Raw genomic sequence first — 16,442 nt, 5'->3', positions numbered from 1 at the left:
CGGCGTGGCGCGCGCGCCGCCGGGCCATCACGCGGGGAGGCGGAACAGCTCGCTCCGGACGCGCTCGCGCTCGCGCTCGACCTGCTCGGCCGTCGCGCCGAGCCGCACGAGCAGGCGCTCGGTCATCGAGAACGCGACCTCCGCCTCGCCCGTGACGACGACGTCGGCGCCCGCCTTCTGCAGCACGGGCACCTCGCGCAGGTAGAAGGCGCGGGCGAGGACGAACAGCTTCGGGTTCACGCCCTTCGCCTGCTCGATCACCCCGTTCCCAGGCGCGCCCGCCGACGTGAACAGCAGGCTGTCCGCCGCCCCGACCCCGGCGCGCTCGAGGATCTCCCGCTGCGTGGCGTCGCCGTAGATCGCGCGGATGCCCTGGCCCTGCAGCTCCTTCACCGTGTCGAGGTTCAGCTCGACGACGGTCGGCTCGATGCCGTTCTCCCGGAGCAGCCGCGTGAGCGTCCTGCCGACAGGGCCATAGCCCACGACGACGGTGCGGTGCGCGAGGTCGTCGGCCGGGGCCGCCTCGCCCTCGGCGCCCTCGGCGCCGTCGGCGCCGGCCGCAGGCCGCCGCCGGAGGAAGAGCGCCGACGTCCACCGCGCGAAGCGGCCCCGGGCGCTGAACAGCAGCGGGTTCAGCGTGATCGAGACGATCGACGCGAGGACGAGCACCTGCGTGGCCTCGTCCGGCATCACGCCGAGCTGCCGGCCGAGCGTCGCGAGGATGAACGAGAACTCGCCGATCTGCGCGAGCGAGAGGGCCACGGCGAAGGCCGTCTGCATCGGGCGGCGGAGCAGCAGCACCACGACGAGCGCGGCGAGCGGCTTGCCGATCAGCACCACGGCGAGCGTCGCCGCGGCCGCGGGCCAGCTCGCGGCGAGCTGCGAGGGGTCGAGGAGCATGCCCACGGAGACGAAGAAGAGCACCGCGAACGCGTCGCGCATCGGGAGCGCCTCCGAGGCGGCGCGGGAGCTGAAGTCGGACTGGCCGACGACGAGGCCGCCGAGGAAGGCGCCGAGCGCCATCGACGAGCCGAAGAGCTTCGCCGAGCCCACCGCGACGCCGAGCGCGACGACGAGCACCGTCAGCGTGAAGAGCTCCCGCGAGCCGGTCTTCGCCACGTACCCGAGCAGCGTCGGGATGACGCGCTGCCCGACGATGAAGGTGAAGGCCACGAGCCCGGCGAGCTTCAGGAGCGCGAGGCCCACGGAGAGCGCGATGCCCGTCGCGCCGCCGTCGCCGCCGCCGACGAGGCCGGGCAGCAGCACCAGCACGAGCACGGTGAAGACGTCCTCGAGCACGAGCCAGCCCACGGCGAGGTGGCCAGCGGGGGTGTGCAGGACGTGGCTGTCGCTCAGGACCCGCGTGAGCACGACCGTGCTCGCCACCGAGATCGCGATGCCGAAGACGACCGACGCGGCCCAAGACCAGCCCGCGACGCGGCCGACGACGACGCCGAGCGCCGTGGCGACGGCGATCTGGATGAGCGCGCCGGGGACCGCGACCTTCCGCACGGCGAGGAGCTCGCGCACGTGAAACTGCAGGCCGACCCCGAACATCAGCAGGATGACCCCGATCTCGGCGAGCTGATCCGCGAGCGGCTTATCCGCGACGAACCCTGGCGTGAACGGGCCAACGAGGATCCCGGCCAGCAGGTAGCCGACGATGGGCGACAGCCTCATGCGCTGGGTGATGAAGCCGAGCGCAAGGGCCGCCGTGAGGCCGCCCGTGAGCGTGAGGATGAGGTCGAGTTCGTGCGGCATGTCCGGGACAAGTAGCGCGTCCCGCCGTCAGGGGCAGCCACGGAGTTGCGGCGGCGGGCGTGATCTACTTGCCCACGACGCCGATCGCCTCGTACTCCTCGATGATGTGGGGCTCCTCCTTGGCCTTCGCGATCCACGCCTGCATCGCGGGGAGCCCCAGGATCGACGCCACGTAGCGCCGCGAGATGGCGTCGAGCTCGACCCCGTACGTGTCGAACCGCGTCGCGACCGGCGCGTACATCGCGTCCGCGACGCTGAAGCGACCGAACAGGAACTCGCCCCCCTGGCCGAAGCGCGAGCGGCAATCGCCCCAGATCGACTGGACGCGCGCGATGTCCTGCGCGGCCGCCTCCGTGATCGCCACGCCCTGGATCTTCCGCCGCACGTTCATCGGCAGCGCGGTGCGGAGGGCGGTGAAGCCGCTCGCCATCTCGGCGCTCACCGCCCGCGCGACGGCGCGCGCCTCGCGCGCCTCCGGCCAGAGCTTCGCATCGGGGAAGAGCTCCGCCACATACTCGCCGATCGCGAGCGACTCCCAGACCGTGAGCGCCCCGTGCTTCAAGGCAGGCACCTTGCCCGAGGGGGAGTGGCGCTGGATCTCCGGCGTGCGCACGCCCGGCGCCCGGAGCGGGATCACCACCTCGTCGAACGTGGCGCCGGCCTGCTTCAGGAGAAGCCAGGGCCGGAGCGACCAGGACGAATAGGACCTGTTTCCGATGTAGAGAGTGAGCTCGGCCATGCCGGGAGCCTACATCGTCGCCCGAGCGCGCGACAACGCGCCGAGCGCATCACGCCGCCGGCTCGCCCCCGAACACCTCGCTCGCCAGCGCCTCCACGGCCATGCGCACGGCCTCGTCGCTCGTGTGACGCACCCGAAACCCGAGCGACGCGAGCTTGCCCGGATCCATCCGCGAGCGCGGCACGTCGCCAGGCCAACCGCGCTCGCCGCCCTGATACCGGATCACCGCGTCCGGGTAGGGCGACGCCGCCACGCACAGCGCCGCGATGCGCGAGACGCTCGTCGCGTCCTCGGGCGCGAGGTTGAAGATGTTCAGCCGCTCTCGGGCGTGGTCGAAGCCGAACAGGATGCCCTCCGCGCAGTCGCGGACATCGAGGTACGGCTTGGACTGCCGACCATCGCCGAGCACCTCGAGCTCGGTCCGCCGATCGCGCAGCTTCTTCAGGAAGTCGAGCGCCGCGCCGTGCGTCCCGCGCGGCCCGACCACGTTGCCGAAGCGGTAGATCCACGCCGTGAGGCCGAAGCACTCGACATAGGCGCTGATGAGCGACTCGCCCGCGAGCTTGCTCGCGCCGTACAGCGAGATGGGCAAGGCGCCGAGATCGCCCTCCGCGCACGCGCGCGCCGTGTCGCCGTAGACCGTCCCGGAGGACGAGAAGATCAGCCGGCCCACGCCCGCGCGCCGCGCCGCCTCGAGCACGTTGTACGTGGCGATCGTGCCCTGATCGAGGTCGAGGCGCGTCCGCGCCAGCCCCCAGCGCGCCTCCGGGTTCGCCGCGAGGTGCACGACGAGGTCGTGGCCCGCCATGGCGTCGGCGAGCCGCTCCAGATCCAGGGCGTCCGCCTCGACGAGCGTCGCGCGCCCGGAGGCGAGGTGCGACGCCACGAACGCGCGGCGCCCGACCGAGAGGTTGTCGTACAGCGTCACGGGGCCGCGCTCGACCAGGCGATCGGTGAGGTGGCTCCCGATGAACCCGGCGCCGCCGACCACGAACGACCTGAGCTCCGTCATCGCGCGCTCCCCTCGACGAGGCGCTCGATCCGCGCCGCGAACTGCAGGCGATCCTGGGTCACGAGGCGGAACGGCAGATCGTGGACCCGCAGCGGCCACTGGAGGCCGGTGATGCGCCCGCCCGCGCCGCGCACGAGCGCGACGAGCTCGCCCGGGGTGAAGTAGGTCCCGCGCACCTCGACGCCCGGCGCCGCGTTCCCGACGAGATCCATCCAGAGCAGCACCTTCTCCGAGACCGGGCCGAAGCGGAAATGATCCTTGAGCGCGACGACGCGCGACGCGACCCGGAGCGCCTCGGCGAGGAGCGCGCCGGGGCGGGCGCAGTGGTGCAGCACGTCGGAGAGGAGCACCGCCTCGAACGCGCCGTCGGGGAAGGGGAGGCGCTCGCCGTCGTACGCGATGACCGGCAGCGCCGCCCCGGGCCGCGCCTTCACGTCCACGCCGACGACGCGCTGGGCGCCCGCGCGGCGCGCGACCTCCAGCGCGATCGTCCCGTCGCCCGCGCCCACGTCGAGCAGCGACGCGGCGCGACCCACCTGCGCGGCCAGCGCCCGGGCGACGCGGTCCACGCGCGGCACGTGGACCAGGCGATGGTGCAACGAGAACAGGGCGCGCTCCAGGTCCGTCATGCCACATCCCCATCCGAGCCCCGGCGCCGCCCGCGCCGGAGAGCCACGCCACGCTAGTCGAGCGCCCGGAGACCGGCAACGCCCTGGGCCATCCGCCGCCTCGCGGCGCCCGTCCGGCAGGAGGCCGCCGCCCGCCCGGGTGGCGCTGTCACGCGGACTGGAAGGTGGGAAGCCAGGAAGAGCACGCTGAACGTAGTCCTGTCTTCCACGCCTTCCCGTGAGACCTCGATGGGCAGAGGACTGCGCCAGAGCGGCCTCGCGGAACAGCGACGACACCGGGTAAAACAGCCACTCTCCAGGACTGCCACCATGGCGTCCAGCGCCCCTGACAGGGTGCATCGATCCCGGAGCTCACGGAGCCCGACCCGAACGGAGAGCTGCGCTGCGACAGGCGCTCTTCCAGGGTCTACGGCGATGACGGCTCCGGGCTCGACCCTCGAGCCGTTCTCGGCCCGCTCGCGCTTGACCGATTCGCGACATCGAACATAGCTGAATCGATGCTCGGCACGCGCGGAAAGGGGCTTATGAGACATCGTGTGCGCTGGTTCGCCCTGGGCTCCCTCTACATCGCTCTTTCAGGGTGCAGCGGAGAGCCTGAAGACACGGAGTCAGGCCAGAGCACGGCCCCTCCGGAGAGCTCGGCGCCCGGCGAGGCGACGTTCGCGCCGGATGAGCCGACGGAGCTCTGGTTCGTGGAGCTAGAGCGTGCGCCGGCCGCGAGCGGCGGCGCGCGCGCGGCCAGCAAGAGAGGCCTCCTCGACGAGCACCGCGAGCGCTTCCGTGAGGCGGCCGTCGAGCGAGGGCTCCGGTACAAACAGCGGTTCTCGTTCGAAAGGCTCTGGAACGGCCTCTCCGTCCGCGTCGCGCGCGAGGGCGCCGCCGCGCTCGTGGACATGCCCGGCGTCAAGGCCGTCTACCCCGTCCTGCCCGTCGAGCTCGACGTGGCGCCCGCCGCGGCCGCGATCGCGCCGGATCTCGCCGTCGCAGGCGAGATGTCGGGTGCGGACCGCGTGCGCCGGGATCTCGGCGTCACCGGCGAGGACATCCGCGTCGGCGTGATCGACAGCGGCGTCGACTACCATCACCCCGATCTCGGCGGGTGCTTCGGTCCGGGCTGCCGCGTGGCGTTCGGCCACGATTTCGTCGGCGATGACTTCGTCTCCGGCGACGCGAGCAAGCAGCCCGTCCCCGACGGCGACCCCGACGACTGCCTGGGTCACGGCACGCACGTCGCCGGCATCATCGGCGCGAACGGGATCGTGCAGGGCGTGGCGCCGGACGTGACCTTCGGCGCCTACCGCGTGTTCGGCTGCCGCGGCGGCTCGCGCGCCGACATCATCCTGAAGGCCATGGAGCGGGCCGCCGACGACGGCATGGACGTCGTCAACATCAGCATCGGGACGCCTTTCCAGTGGCCGGACTACCCGACGGCGATCGCCGCGAACGAGCTCGTCGCGCGGGGCGTCGTGGTCGTCGCCTCGATCGGCAACAGCGGCGAGAAGGGGCTCTGGTCCGCGGGCGCGCCCGGCGTGGGCGAGGCGGTCATCGGCACCGCGTCCGTCGACGGCGCCCGCGTCACCCGCCTGGCGTTCACCGTCGCGCCGGGCGACGTCGCGATCGGCTACACGCGCGCGGTCGGCAGCCCGCCCGCGCCGCTCTCGGGGAGCGCTCCCCTCGCGCGCACGGGGACGCTCACCAGCGCGCGCGACTGCTGCGCGGCGCTCCCGGCGAGGGGCCTCGCGGGCAAGATCGCGCTCGTCCGTCGCGGCGGGTGCCCGTTCCCCGAGAAGGCCGCGCGCGCGCAGGCCGCGGGGGCGGTCGGCGTCGTGCTCTACAACGACCGCGCCGGGGAGATGAACCCGTCGGTCGAGGGAGACACCGCGATCACCATCCCGGTCGTGGGGATCGCGCTGGCGGACGGCGAGCTCCTCAACGCGCGCCTCGACGCGGGGGCCGTGACCCACCGCTGGACCAACCAGGCCGTGGCAGCGCAGAACGGCACCGCGGGCCTCGTCTCCCGCTTCAGCTCGTACGGCCTGAGCGCGGCGCTCTCCTTCAAGCCCGACCTCGCCGCGCCCGGCGGCTCGATCTACTCGACGGTGCCGCTCGAGCGCGGCGCGTACGACACGCTCAGCGGCACGTCGATGGCGTCGCCGCACGTGGCCGGGGCGGTCGCGCTCCTGCTCGGCGCGCGCCCGGAGCTCCAGGCGGAGCGCGTGCGCGACGTCCTGCAGAACAGCGCCGTCCCCGCGCCGTGGAGCGGCGATCCCGGCGGCGGCGTGCCGGAGAGCGCGCACCGGCAGGGGGCGGGGATGATCCGCGTCGACCGCGCGATCCGGGCGACCACCGTGATCAGCCCCGGCAAGCTCGCGCTCGGCGAGAGCGAGGCCGGCCCCGTCGCGCGCACGCTGACGCTCGAGAACACGAGCTGGAACGACGTGACCTACGACCTGTCGCACGCGCCCGCGGCGTGCGCGACAGGCGGCGATCACTGGGCGCCGAGGGGCGCGACGGCCGGCGCCGCGAGCGTCGATTTCAGCGCCGCGAGCGTCACCGTGCCCGCCCGCGGGAGCGCGACCGTCTCGGTCACCGTCCGGGCGAGCAGCGCGCTCGCGGACGGCGGCCTGTTCGGCGGCTACGTCGTGTTCACGCCGCGGGGCGGCGCCAGCGACGCCACGCTGCGGGTGCCGTACGCGGGCTTCAAGGGCGACTACCAGAGCGTGCCGGTCCTCAAGCCGTCCGGTCAGGGTGCCCCGTGGCTCGGCAAGATGAGCGGGGAGCGCGTGACCCCCCGGCCGGGCGGCGCGACCTTCACGCTGGCGTCGAGCGACATCCCGTACGTGATGGTCCACCTCGATCACGGCGCGGAGCGCCTGACCATGGACGTCGTCGAGGCCTCCACCGGCAAGGCGTGGGGGCGCGCGCTGGAGCTCTCCCACGTCGGCCAGAGCTCGTCGGCGACGGCGGTCACGCGGTACGGGTGGAAGGGCACGACGAAGCTCGACGGGAGGTCGGTCGTCGTTCCAGACGGCGATTATCTGCTCAAGCTGCGCGCGCTCAGGGCGCTCGGCGACCCGGGCAACGACGCCCACTGGGAGACGTGGACGTCGCCGAAGATCACCGTGGACCGGCCGTGAGCGGCGCGCTCATGGCGCCTCGCCGCGCGCTCATGGGGCTTTGTAGACGAGCACCGGCCAGAGCCGGCGGACGACGCGCACGAGCGCGCGTTGCGCCCGCATGACCGCGCCGATGTCCTTGTAGGCCGAGGGCGCCTCGTCGCGCAGCCGGTCCGTGAGGCGGTGATCGAACCACACGCCGCCGGCCTCTCGCAGCAGCTGCCGCGCGCCGATGCGGCGGCGCGCCTCGCCCCGCGGCAGCGCGCGCCCGGCGCCGTGCGCGGACGAGCCGAGGGCGTCAGGGTGGCCGCGCCCTGCCACGTGAAAGCTCGGGCTCCCCATCGACCCGGGCACGACCCCCAGTTCTCCCTCGCGCAGCCCCATGGCGCCCTTGCGGTGCACCCAGAGCGCGCGTCCGCCGTGCTCCTCACGCTGGACGTGGTTGTGATCGACCTCGAGGCGCGACGGGGCGTCTATGTCGACGCCGAACAGCTCGGCGAAGAGCGCCGTGGCCTCGGCCTCCATGCGCGTGCGGCTCGCCCGCGCGTACCTCGCGGCCCAGGCGGCATCGTCGAGGTACGCGCGCCCGGCCTCGCTGTCGGCCTCGAGGAAGCGGACGCCCGAGGGGTCTCGCGCCGCGAGCGCCTCGTGGTGCTGCCGGATCGCCGGGCCCATCGCGCGCGAGCCGCTGTGCAGGAGCAGCCACAGCGCGCCCTCCTCGTCGCGCTGCACCTCCAGGAAATGGTTGCCCCGGCCGAGCGTGCCGAGCTCCATCCGCCCCTCGCGGCGCTTCATCGCCTCCAGCCCGGGAGCGCCGAGCCGCGCCTCGACGAGCTCGTCGGGCAGCGGCGGGGCGCTCGCGGTCGGGTGCAGCACGTGGGGAATGCGGCGGTACAGCCCGGCGAGGAGCCGCGCCGCGCGATCGCGATCCGCGAGCAGATCCGCGTCCGCGCGGAGCTGCAGCGCGACCATGCCGCACCCGATGTCGCCGCCGACCGCCGCCGGCAGGAGGCGGCGGGTCGTGGCGGTCACCGTGCCGACGCACACGTCGTCGGCCACGTGCGCGTCGGGCATCACCGCGACGTGCGCGACGTCCTCGGTGCGCGCGAGCCGCGCGAGCGACGCGCTGAGCGCCGCGCTCGCGCCGTCCGGGAGCCACGCGGCGACGCGCGCGCTCAAGGCTCCCCCTCCGGCGGCAGGACCTGGAAGGCGAGCGTCGGCGCGCGCTTGCGCGTGATCGCGCCCGCCACCTCCGCGCGCACGTAGCCCGCGACCTTCTCCAGCCGCGCCGCCGCCTCGGCCGGCGGCGTGCCGGGCCCGACCTGCACGACCACCGCGAGCCGGCTCGCGTCCGGCGCCGGCTCGACGTCCACCACCCAGACGTCCTGGAGGACGTCATCCTGGAGCGCGGCGAGCGCGTCGCTCACCGCCTCCTGCACCTGACGGCAGAGCTGGCGCTCCTTGCGCTGCGCCTTCCGCGCCGCCGTCCCACCGAACAACGAACCTGCATCCATGACGGGGCGCGCGCTCTCGCGGCCCCGCGATCGATCTTTGCCCATGCCATGCTCCCGAGGGCGCGGCGACACACCTACGCGTCGGCCGCGCAGTTCCAGCGACACGCGAGATGAGCTCGGGGATGTGAGCCTCGCTGGCGCGCTCAGCGGCGCGTCAGACCGAGGCTCGTCGATGCAATCGGGCGCATGGCGGGCCTCCTTCGCCGCGTAGGGTGCACGAGCGAGGGCAGGCGCGCAAGGCGCGCGCCCGGCGGTCGTCGGTGATCCGCGCGGGCCCGCGCGCCTGCCGCTGGGTGGCGCTCCGCTCGGCGAGCGGCGCTGCGCGGGAGCTGGATCACCTGTGGCGCCCCGCCTGGCGCAGGCGCTGCGAGGACGTGCGAGAACGTGCGAGAGCGTCAGATCGCCTGGCGGTGGCCCTGCGCGGCGCACTGGCGCTCGGCGACCCTCGCCGCGTAGCGGAGCATCCGGCTGGTGACGAGCCTCATCAGGGGCGCCGTCAGGGCGTCCCAGAGGAAGAGCTGCCGCCGCGTCCGCGTGTCGGTCGCGCGGATCCGCGCCTCGTACGAGAGCAGCGTCCGGCGCTGGCCGTAGGGCGTCACGACGAAGCCCGACGCCGCCTTGACGTGCCCGGGGCAATCGAACGCCTTGAACTCGGCGGCGGTCCGTCCCGCGAACATGCTCTCGGTGCTCATCAGGCGCGCGATCACGCCGACGGCGATCTCGGAGCCCTCCTTCTCGGCCAGCTTGATCTGCCCGTAGTCCTGGACGTTCTGGAGCGACACGCGCGCGGGCGCGGGCAGCGGCGCGAGGCCGAGCCGGCGCCGGGCGCGCCGCACGTCCGCCACGCGGAGCGCGAGCACAGCGCGCAGCAGGAGGGAGCGGCTCTTCGCGAAATCCACCCTCCGCAGCGCCGCGTACGTCACCTCCGGCGTCGCCATCACCACGATCTCGTGGTTCACGACGATGTCGGCCTCCGGCAGGAAAGACTCGAGCAGCGAGGGGCCCGCGGCGGAGCGCTGCTGTCCCTCGAGTGATCCCTCCGTGGTGGCCTGTCCCTCCCCGTGCCGGCTCTCACCCTGTTGTGTCGAGATGTTCTGCATGGCGAACTACCCCCCGCGAAGATCTGTGGGGACAGGCTCGACGGATCGCCACCAGGCGTCTCCTGCTTCTGGAGCCGCCAGGGAGAGAGCGCGCCAGGGGGCCAGATGGGCTGAAATGGCGAGTCACACAGAGAGCTTGGACCAGCGAGGCACAGCGGACACCACGGGGATCACGGACTCTGCGCTCTCTGCATCTCCGCATCTCCGCGGCTCATTCCTCGGAGCTTCGGGGCGCCCGCCGCCGCGGGCGTCCGGGAGATCAGCCCCTCAGGCGTCGGGAGGACTCCGCCATGCGGTGGGCGATGCGGAAGGCCATCTCGAGCGACTGGCGGTAGTTGAGCCTCGGATCGCACAGGCTCGCGTAGCGCCGGTCGAGATCGGACTCGGTGAGCCCCGCCCCGATGCACTCGGTGACATCGTCGCCCGTGAGCTCGAAGTGGACGCCGCCGAGGTGGGATCCGAGCGACTCGTGCGCCTCGAAGCTGGCCTCGATCTCGGTGAGGATGTCCTCGAAATTCCGTGTCTTGATCCCGCCGGACGTCGTCTGGGTGTTGCCGTGCATCGGATCGGACATCCAGAGCACCTTGCGCCCCGCCGCCCGCACCGCCTCGATGAGCGGCGGGAGCCCCTCGCGCACGCGGCCCGCGCCCATGCGCACGATGAGCACGATCTTGCCCGGCTCGTCCGCCGGGTTCAGCCGGTCGAGGAGGCGGATCACCTCGCCGGGGACCGTCTTCGGGCCGAGCTTGATGCCCACCGGGTTCGCTATCCCGCTGAAGAACTCGACGTGCGCGCCGTCGGGCTGCCGCGTGCGCTCGCCGATCCAGGGCAGGTGCGTCGTCAGGTCGTAATAGCCGGGGCGGCGCGCGACCTTCCGGGTCTGCGCTGCCTCGTAGTGCAGGTTGAGCCCCTCGTGGCTCGTGAAGAACTCGACCCGTGACAGCTCCCCGACAGGCACCTCGGCGAGCGCCTCCATGAACCGGAGGGCCTCCCCGACCTGCTCGGTCATCCGCTGGTAACGCTCGCGCAGCTCGCCGGGCAGATCCGCCCGCTCGAGGAAGCTCAGGTCCCAGTACTCCGGGTGGTGGAGATCGGCGAAGCCGCCCTCCGACAGCGAACGGATGAAGTTCAGGGTGAGCGCCGCGTGCTGGTAGCCCGCGACCATCAGGCCCGGATCGGGGCGGCGGGCGGCGGCCTCGAAGGGAGCCCTGTTGATGAGATCCCCGAAATAGCTGGGCAAGCTCACGCCGTCGCGCGTCTCCAGCTGGCTCGATCGCGGCTTGGCGTACTGGCCGGCGAAGCGCCCGAGGCGCACCACCGGCTGGCGGGCGCCGTGCACCAGCACGAGCGACATCTGCAAGAGGATCTTGAGCTTGTTCGTGACGATGTTCGGGCGGCAGTCGTCGAGCGTCTCCGCGCAGTCGCCCCCCTGCAGCACGAACCGGCGACCGATCTGCGCCTGGGCCAGGTGGCCTTTGAGCCGCTCGACCTCCCACGAGGTCACGAGCGGCGGCAGCGCCCGGAGCTTCTCGACGGCCGCGTCGACGGCCTCGGCGTCGTCGTAGGGGAGGGGCGCGGCGTTGGGACGTTCACGCCATGAATCTGGCGACCAGGATTGAGCAGGAACGTACATGAGTTGAGCCCTGATATGGCAAGGCTCCCACCCGCGCAACCCTCGGTCAACGTCACCGACTCTCGGGCGCGATCATGGGCGCTCGGGCTCGGTGGCCGCCCCGGGCGATGGCCCGGTGCGGGCCTCGATCGCCTGGATTGCCGCCTTGATCTCCTTCGCGAGCGAGGCGCACGGCGCCGCGCAGCGGCTCATCCCGAGAAAGCCGCATCCCTTGCTCTTGCCGACGATGAGCGGCGAGAGGACATCGATGGCGCGCCGATCGCCGTCGGCCGCCGCGCGCGCCAGCAGGGCCTGCCGCGCCTTGCAGGACGGGGCGACGCGCAGCTCGTGCGCGACGCGCAGCGCGGGCGACGCCCGCTCCTGGACCGCGGCCTCGGCGAAGCGGCGCGCGGCGCGCTCCTTCAGCGCCGAGCTGCCCGCCGCGAGGTCGTAGAGGAGCTCCGCCCCCTGGCTGCCCATGCTGCTCGCCATGAGATCGAGCGCGGCCGCGGCCACCTCGGGCGGCCCGCCGGCGGCGCCCGCGACGACGCGCTTCACGTCGTCGTCGGCGGCCGCGCCCGGATCGAGCTCCAGGAGCCGCTTCGCCGCGGCGAGCGAGGCGGCGTGGTAGGGCGGCGGGAGCGCGTGGCGCAGCATGAGGGCCCGGAAGATCGCGGGATCCTTGGGGTGGCGCGCGGCGAGCGCCTCGAGCGCGAGCACGCCGCCCGCGGTCGCCGCCGCGAGCTCGTCGGCCGGCGCCGCGTCGCTCGGGCGCGGCGCGACAGGGCGGCGGAGCGCGGTGCCCGCCGGCCCCACGTGCCCGGCGCCCCCGGCGGCCTCGAGCCGGGCGAGCGAGTCGCCGTCGCGCAGCAGGGGGGCGGCGAGCACGACGGCCACGGTCGCGGCCGTGCCCACGACCAGCCACCGCGCCGCGGCCGGCGTCCGCGCCAGCATCGACGCGCGCGAGCCCGAGGTGGTGAGGCCGGCGGCCAGGGTGTTGCCTGTCCCGGCGAGCGAGCCCGGTCTGTCGGGGACGCTGGCGCGGCTGGCGCCCGTTCCAGGTGCCTGCGCTGGCATGGTCCCGCTCCCCTAACACGGGCCCGGGCCGCGGCCCATGGCCGGCGTCGCGCCGGCCGGCCGCTGCCTCATCGCCGCTGCTCTCGCCACTGGAACACGGCGGCCGCGAGCGCGGCGCCCACGCTAACCAGGAAGAGCAGCGCGTCCCAGACCGGCCAGGCGATGCCGACGGCCCGCTGCAGGACCACCGCCTCGAGGAGCCGCACGAGCAGCGACGCGACGCCGTAGGCCACGAGGGCGAGCACGACCGGGGTCGTGAGCCTCGGCGCGAGCGCGTTCAACCTGACGTCGTCCCGCCAGATGTGGCGAAAGACGTAGAAGCCGCCGAGCAGCCCGACGCCGAACAGGGCGCACAGGATCCCGAACGTGAGCAGCGCGGCGCCCCGGCCTGACAGCGCGCTGGCGTCGCTCCGCGCGGCGCGCGCGAGGCCGGCGAGGCTGCTGACGAGACCCGCGCCGAGCCATCCCAGGCCGAGGCTCGCCGAGAGGAAGACCATCTGCCGCGTCAGGTACGCCTCGGACGCGGGCGAGGCGGGCAGGCCGAAGGCGTACGAGAGCGCGAAGGGCCTGCCGTAGGCCACGGACTGGCGCCCGAGCGCCGCGCGCGCGCTCGACGGTCCCCCGGGCGCGGCCGCCTCCTCATAGGGCGCGAGATCGCTGGCGAGCTCGCTCATCGAGGCGTGGCGGCCCTCCTTCTCCTTCGCCATGGCGCGCTGGATGACGAGCTCCAGCCCCTGCGGGATCTCCGGGTTGAGCGACCGCGGCGCCGGCGGCTCCTCCGTCATGACGGCGAGGAGCGTCGCCGTCGGGTCGCTGCGCTCGAAGGGGCGCTGCCCGGTGAGCGCGTGGTAGAGGACGGCCCCCACCGAGTAGATGTCGGCCCGGGGATCGGTCTCGTCCCCCTTCGCCTGCTCCGGGGCCATGTAGGCCGGTGTTCCGAGCACCATGCCGGTCCTGGTGAGCGCCGACGGCTCGGAGGTCTTCGAGATGCCGAAATCGAGGACCTTCACGGTCGGACACGCCGGGTCGCCGGTCAGGAAGATGTTCTCCGGCTTGATGTCCCGGTGCACGACCCCCGCGGCGTGCGCGGCCGCGATGCCCTCGCAGACCTCACGCGCGATCCGCACCGCCGTGCCGACCGGCAGCCGTCCTCCGGACGCGGCGAGGAGCTCGCCGAGCCCCTGGCCATCCAGGTACTCGGCGATGATGCACGGCCGGCCGTCGTCCAGCCGGTTCACGTCGAAGATCTCGACGACGTGCGGGCTCCGGATCGACGCCGCCGCCTCGGCCTCGCGCTGGAACCGCGCGAGGATGGTGGGGTGCTGAGAGAGCTCGGGGTGGAGCGTCTTCAGCGCGAACCGCTTGCCCGGGATGCGGGTGTGCTGCGTCTCGTAGACGCGGCCCATGCCGCCCTCGCCGAGGAGGCGGGTGATGAGGTACGCGCCCACCACCGTCGTGCCGACGAGCGGGTCCGCCTGCGCAGGCTCCTCGCCCGGCGCGCTGCCGGCGGGCGGCGTGGGCGGCGCGGGCGGACGGACTGTGTCGGCGGTCGCGTAGACCGCCTCGAGCCCGGCGGGGACCGCGAGCGGGCGAACCGTCTCGGGGGCGAGGTCGTGCGCCGCCGCGCTCCCGCCCGGGGGAGGAGGCGGTGGGCGGACCGTCTCCGCGGTCGTGGACGGGGCGGCGGCTGCCTGGGGCTGAGCCAACGCTCCGCGGACGGCGGCAAGAGCGGCCTGCCGCTCCGTGTCGCTCATGACGCGGGTGGGTCCGTCGCCCTCCTCAGGCGCAGTCGAGGGCGCGCCTCCGCCAGGACGGGACGCGGGTACGGCAGGGCTGCCCGAGCGACCGGGCGAAAAGCTCGAATCCGACACGCTCAGGGCCTCGCTCCCATGAATCCTGGTCAGCCCACGCCCGAGGCGGGGGCCGACGATCCGTCGCCGAACCGCAGGCGAACACCGCGAGGCGACGCTACCACGGATCGCGCCGCACGAGGACGCCGACCTGCCGGACCTTGATCGGCACGCGGTGTCGAGGTCTTCGCGCGGCCGGTCCGGCTATCGCCGCACGGTGGTCGGCGGGTCAGCTCGCGGTCTGCTCAGCCTGGACGGGCTTCTGCTTGGCTGCCTTGCGCTGCTCCGCGTCGAGCAGGCCGATCCGCGCCTTCTGGCAGCGCTTCAGGCGCTTCTTCTTGAGCGGGGTGGCGAGCCATTCGTGACGCAGACGGACATTCCACTTCGGAGTATTGGCCATGATCGTAGGACTTTCTCTGCGGGGGCGGCGGAGACTACACAAACGTACGGGGGCGTCAAGCTGCCAGTGGGGCCGCTCGGTTCGCTTTTCTCGCGCTCGCCTCGCGCTCGTCTCGCGCTCGTCTCGCGCTCGTCTCGCGTTCACCGTTTGCGTTGTCGCACTTTCGCATGTGCAGCTCGCTGTTTGGTATTCGCCGTGGGGGAGGCGTCGCGGCGCGCGTGCGCGACATTCATCCACGGCACGCCACGCCACGCCACGCTACGCCGCGTCGGGGCGGTGTGAATCGTCCGCGTCGTTCTCTTGACGTCTCTGACGTAGTTCCCTCGCGTTCACGCGATCGCGGCGACGCCAGGAGGATCGGGGAGCGGCGCGAGGCCGGGGCGCTCGTCGAGCTGCTGGCAGCACCGTCGCTCGAGGCGGAGCCAGAGCGCGCGCGCGACGGGCGCGGGGACGGGCGGAAACGCGCGCGCCGCCCGCAGCAGGGACGCGGCGGCGGCGTGGAGGGGGCGCTCCAGCGCGGAGAGGGCTCGCAGCGCGCTGCGGCGCTCGCGGGACTGGCGCGCGACGGCCGCGCGGAAGTCCTCGCGGGCGAGGCGCAGGCGGGAGCGGACGGTGTTCTCGTTGAGCTGGAGCTCGCGGGCGATGTCGGCCACCGCGACGCCGAGCAGGTCGTACATCACGAGGATCACGCGCCGCTCGGGCGCGACCTTCAGGAGCAGCGCGGTCACGATCTCGGCGCGGTCGGAGCTCGCGAGCGCTTGCTCCGGCGTCGGCGTCGGGGCGCACCCCTCGAACGGCCAGGACGCGCCAGCGCCGGAAGGGATCTCGCGGCGCCGGTGAGCGCGCGCATGGTAGTGGCTCACCTTCCGCCACGCGATGCCGAAGAGCCACCGGTGCAGCGCCGCCTCTGGCGTGATGCGCAGGGGCGGCGTTCCTGCCGCGGAGAGCTCGCCGCCAGGGGCCGCGTGGTAGCGCCACGGCTCGTAGGCGGCCAGGCCCCGGTAGGCGGCGAGAAAGACCTCCTGGAGCAGGTCGTCCAGGTCGTTCGTCGCGACGCCCAGCCACCGGAGCGCCTGGTGGAGGAAGGGAAGGCCCACCGCGTAGACCCTCTCGAACGACGGGCACGCCGGAGCGGAAGGCGGCGAGGGCAGCGTCATCCGGAGCCCCGAGCCCCCGGCAGATCCGCGCCGGCGAAGGTGGGGTAGGGGCGCGGCGTGGGCTGACCAGCGGGCAGCTGGAGCGCCGGCGGCGGACAGAGCCAGCGCTCGACCGGCTCGAGCTCGACGAGCATGTCGAGCGAGGTCCGGAGAGAGAGGCGGAAGTCGTCTTCCTCGGCAGCGCGAGCGCTGTGGAACGCGACATAGAACAGCACGGTGCCGAGCTGGATCGCCTGCGGATCCCCCCGGCGCTGCAGGAAGCGATCGGCGAGATCGCACAGGGCGTGAAACAGGCGCCCGCCCGGACGACGGCTCCCGGGACCGCACACATCGAGCGTGGCGCGCCGGCGCGGGCGCCGGGCCGCTTTCTTGGTGAAAGGCGCGCAGGACAGCGCCCTCGGACTGCTCCGTTTTGGCATACTCCGCTCCACCGCCAGGGTTGAGGTTGGGATGGGTGCTGTGGGCACCCATCGCC

14 protein-coding genes are annotated in these 16,442 nt (G+C 73.5%); 1 reads left to right on the top strand and 13 read right to left on the bottom strand.

The window, feature by feature from the left end:
- Window positions 1-27 precede the first annotated feature (27 nt).
- From WME85_RS22600 to WME85_RS22585, 4 genes are all read right to left on the bottom strand, one after another.
- Window positions 28-1,761: a cation:proton antiporter gene (locus WME85_RS22600; protein ID WP_437840858.1), complete on the bottom strand. Its 1,734-nt coding sequence runs from the start codon at window positions 1,759-1,761 to the stop codon at window positions 28-30.
- Between the two features lie 64 nt (window positions 1,762-1,825).
- The gene (locus WME85_RS22595; protein ID WP_437840856.1) at window positions 1,826-2,500 is read right to left on the bottom strand and encodes a glutathione S-transferase C-terminal domain-containing protein; all 675 of its coding nucleotides are present in this window, start codon (window positions 2,498-2,500) and stop codon (window positions 1,826-1,828) included.
- A 49-nt stretch (window positions 2,501-2,549) separates the two neighbouring features.
- Complete coding sequence (locus WME85_RS22590; protein ID WP_437840854.1) at window positions 2,550-3,512, bottom strand: NAD-dependent epimerase/dehydratase family protein; 963 nt, start codon at window positions 3,510-3,512, stop codon at window positions 2,550-2,552.
- Complete coding sequence (locus tag WME85_RS22585; RefSeq protein ID WP_437840852.1) at window positions 3,509-4,141, bottom strand: class I SAM-dependent methyltransferase; 633 nt, start codon at window positions 4,139-4,141, stop codon at window positions 3,509-3,511. Before WME85_RS22585 ends, WME85_RS22590 begins: the two co-directional genes overlap by 4 nt.
- A gap of 536 nt (window positions 4,142-4,677) precedes the next feature.
- On the opposite strand from WME85_RS22585, the gene WME85_RS22580 reads away from it, so the two are divergent.
- Complete coding sequence (locus WME85_RS22580) at window positions 4,678-7,278, top strand: S8 family serine peptidase (RefSeq protein WP_437840851.1); 2,601 nt, start codon at window positions 4,678-4,680, stop codon at window positions 7,276-7,278.
- Between the two features lie 30 nt (window positions 7,279-7,308).
- Here the strand turns inward: WME85_RS22580 and WME85_RS22575 are convergent, their stop codons facing one another.
- The 9 genes from WME85_RS22575 to WME85_RS22535 form a co-directional block, all read right to left on the bottom strand.
- On the bottom strand, window positions 7,309-8,436 hold the full coding sequence (locus WME85_RS22575; protein ID WP_437840850.1) for an RtcB family protein: 1,128 nt from the start codon (window positions 8,434-8,436) through the stop codon (window positions 7,309-7,311).
- Window positions 8,433-8,816, bottom strand: coding sequence for a ribosome-binding factor A (locus tag WME85_RS22570; RefSeq protein WP_437840849.1), 384 nt, complete (start codon window positions 8,814-8,816; stop codon window positions 8,433-8,435). The genes WME85_RS22575 and WME85_RS22570 overlap by 4 nt, the downstream gene beginning before the upstream one ends.
- A 350-nt stretch (window positions 8,817-9,166) precedes the next feature.
- The gene (locus WME85_RS22565) at window positions 9,167-9,871 is read right to left on the bottom strand and encodes a hypothetical protein (protein WP_437840847.1); all 705 of its coding nucleotides are present in this window, start codon (window positions 9,869-9,871) and stop codon (window positions 9,167-9,169) included.
- A 259-nt stretch (window positions 9,872-10,130) separates the two neighbouring features.
- Window positions 10,131-11,504 (bottom strand): 3-deoxy-7-phosphoheptulonate synthase class II, encoded by a 1,374-nt coding sequence (locus WME85_RS22560; RefSeq protein WP_437840845.1) that lies wholly within the window; start codon window positions 11,502-11,504, stop codon window positions 10,131-10,133.
- A 72-nt stretch (window positions 11,505-11,576) separates the two neighbouring features.
- A complete protein-coding gene (locus WME85_RS22555; RefSeq protein WP_437840843.1) occupies window positions 11,577-12,560 on the bottom strand; it encodes a hypothetical protein in 984 nt (327 codons plus the stop codon).
- 68 nt (window positions 12,561-12,628) lie between these two features.
- Window positions 12,629-14,266 carry a serine/threonine-protein kinase gene (locus WME85_RS22550; protein ID WP_437840842.1) on the bottom strand — a complete coding sequence of 546 codons (1,638 nt, stop codon included), beginning with the start codon at window positions 14,264-14,266 and terminating at the stop codon, window positions 12,629-12,631.
- Between the two features lie 373 nt (window positions 14,267-14,639).
- Window positions 14,640-14,810: a hypothetical protein gene (locus tag WME85_RS22545; protein ID WP_437311497.1), complete on the bottom strand. Its 171-nt coding sequence runs from the start codon at window positions 14,808-14,810 to the stop codon at window positions 14,640-14,642.
- 329 nt (window positions 14,811-15,139) lie between these two features.
- The gene (locus WME85_RS22540) at window positions 15,140-15,967 is read right to left on the bottom strand and encodes an RNA polymerase sigma factor (RefSeq protein ID WP_437840840.1); all 828 of its coding nucleotides are present in this window, start codon (window positions 15,965-15,967) and stop codon (window positions 15,140-15,142) included.
- Complete coding sequence (locus WME85_RS22535; RefSeq protein WP_437840838.1) at window positions 15,964-16,386, bottom strand: hypothetical protein; 423 nt, start codon at window positions 16,384-16,386, stop codon at window positions 15,964-15,966. The genes WME85_RS22540 and WME85_RS22535 overlap by 4 nt, the downstream gene beginning before the upstream one ends.
- Window positions 16,387-16,442 lie beyond the last annotated feature (56 nt).

This window comes from Sorangium sp. So ce1153, from assembly GCF_051521595.1.
GTDB lineage: Bacteria > Myxococcota_A > Polyangia > Polyangiales > Polyangiaceae > Sorangium.
This window is presented reverse-complemented; position numbering and strand designations above follow the sequence as displayed.

What these genes read in the sequence shown, in the direction of transcription:
- WME85_RS22600 (WP_437840858.1), bottom strand. Translation starts at nt 1,761, where the DNA reads ATGCCGCACGAACTCGACCTCATCCTCACGCTCACGGGCGGCCTCACG.
- WME85_RS22595 (WP_437840856.1), bottom strand. Translation starts at nt 2,500, where the DNA reads ATGGCCGAGCTCACTCTCTACATCGGAAACAGGTCCTATTCGTCCTGG.
- WME85_RS22590 (WP_437840854.1), bottom strand. Translation starts at nt 3,512, where the DNA reads ATGACGGAGCTCAGGTCGTTCGTGGTCGGCGGCGCCGGGTTCATCGGG.
- WME85_RS22585 (WP_437840852.1), bottom strand. Translation starts at nt 4,141, where the DNA reads ATGACGGACCTGGAGCGCGCCCTGTTCTCGTTGCACCATCGCCTGGTC.
- WME85_RS22570 (WP_437840849.1), bottom strand. Translation starts at nt 8,816, where the DNA reads ATGGGCAAAGATCGATCGCGGGGCCGCGAGAGCGCGCGCCCCGTCATG.
- WME85_RS22565 (WP_437840847.1), bottom strand. Translation starts at nt 9,871, where the DNA reads ATGCAGAACATCTCGACACAACAGGGTGAGAGCCGGCACGGGGAGGGA.
- WME85_RS22560 (WP_437840845.1), bottom strand. Translation starts at nt 11,504, where the DNA reads ATGTACGTTCCTGCTCAATCCTGGTCGCCAGATTCATGGCGTGAACGT.
- WME85_RS22555 (WP_437840843.1), bottom strand. Translation starts at nt 12,560, where the DNA reads ATGCCAGCGCAGGCACCTGGAACGGGCGCCAGCCGCGCCAGCGTCCCC.
- WME85_RS22545 (WP_437311497.1), bottom strand. Translation starts at nt 14,810, where the DNA reads ATGGCCAATACTCCGAAGTGGAATGTCCGTCTGCGTCACGAATGGCTC.
- WME85_RS22540 (WP_437840840.1), bottom strand. Translation starts at nt 15,967, where the DNA reads ATGACGCTGCCCTCGCCGCCTTCCGCTCCGGCGTGCCCGTCGTTCGAG.
- WME85_RS22535 (WP_437840838.1), bottom strand. Translation starts at nt 16,386, where the DNA reads ATGCCAAAACGGAGCAGTCCGAGGGCGCTGTCCTGCGCGCCTTTCACC.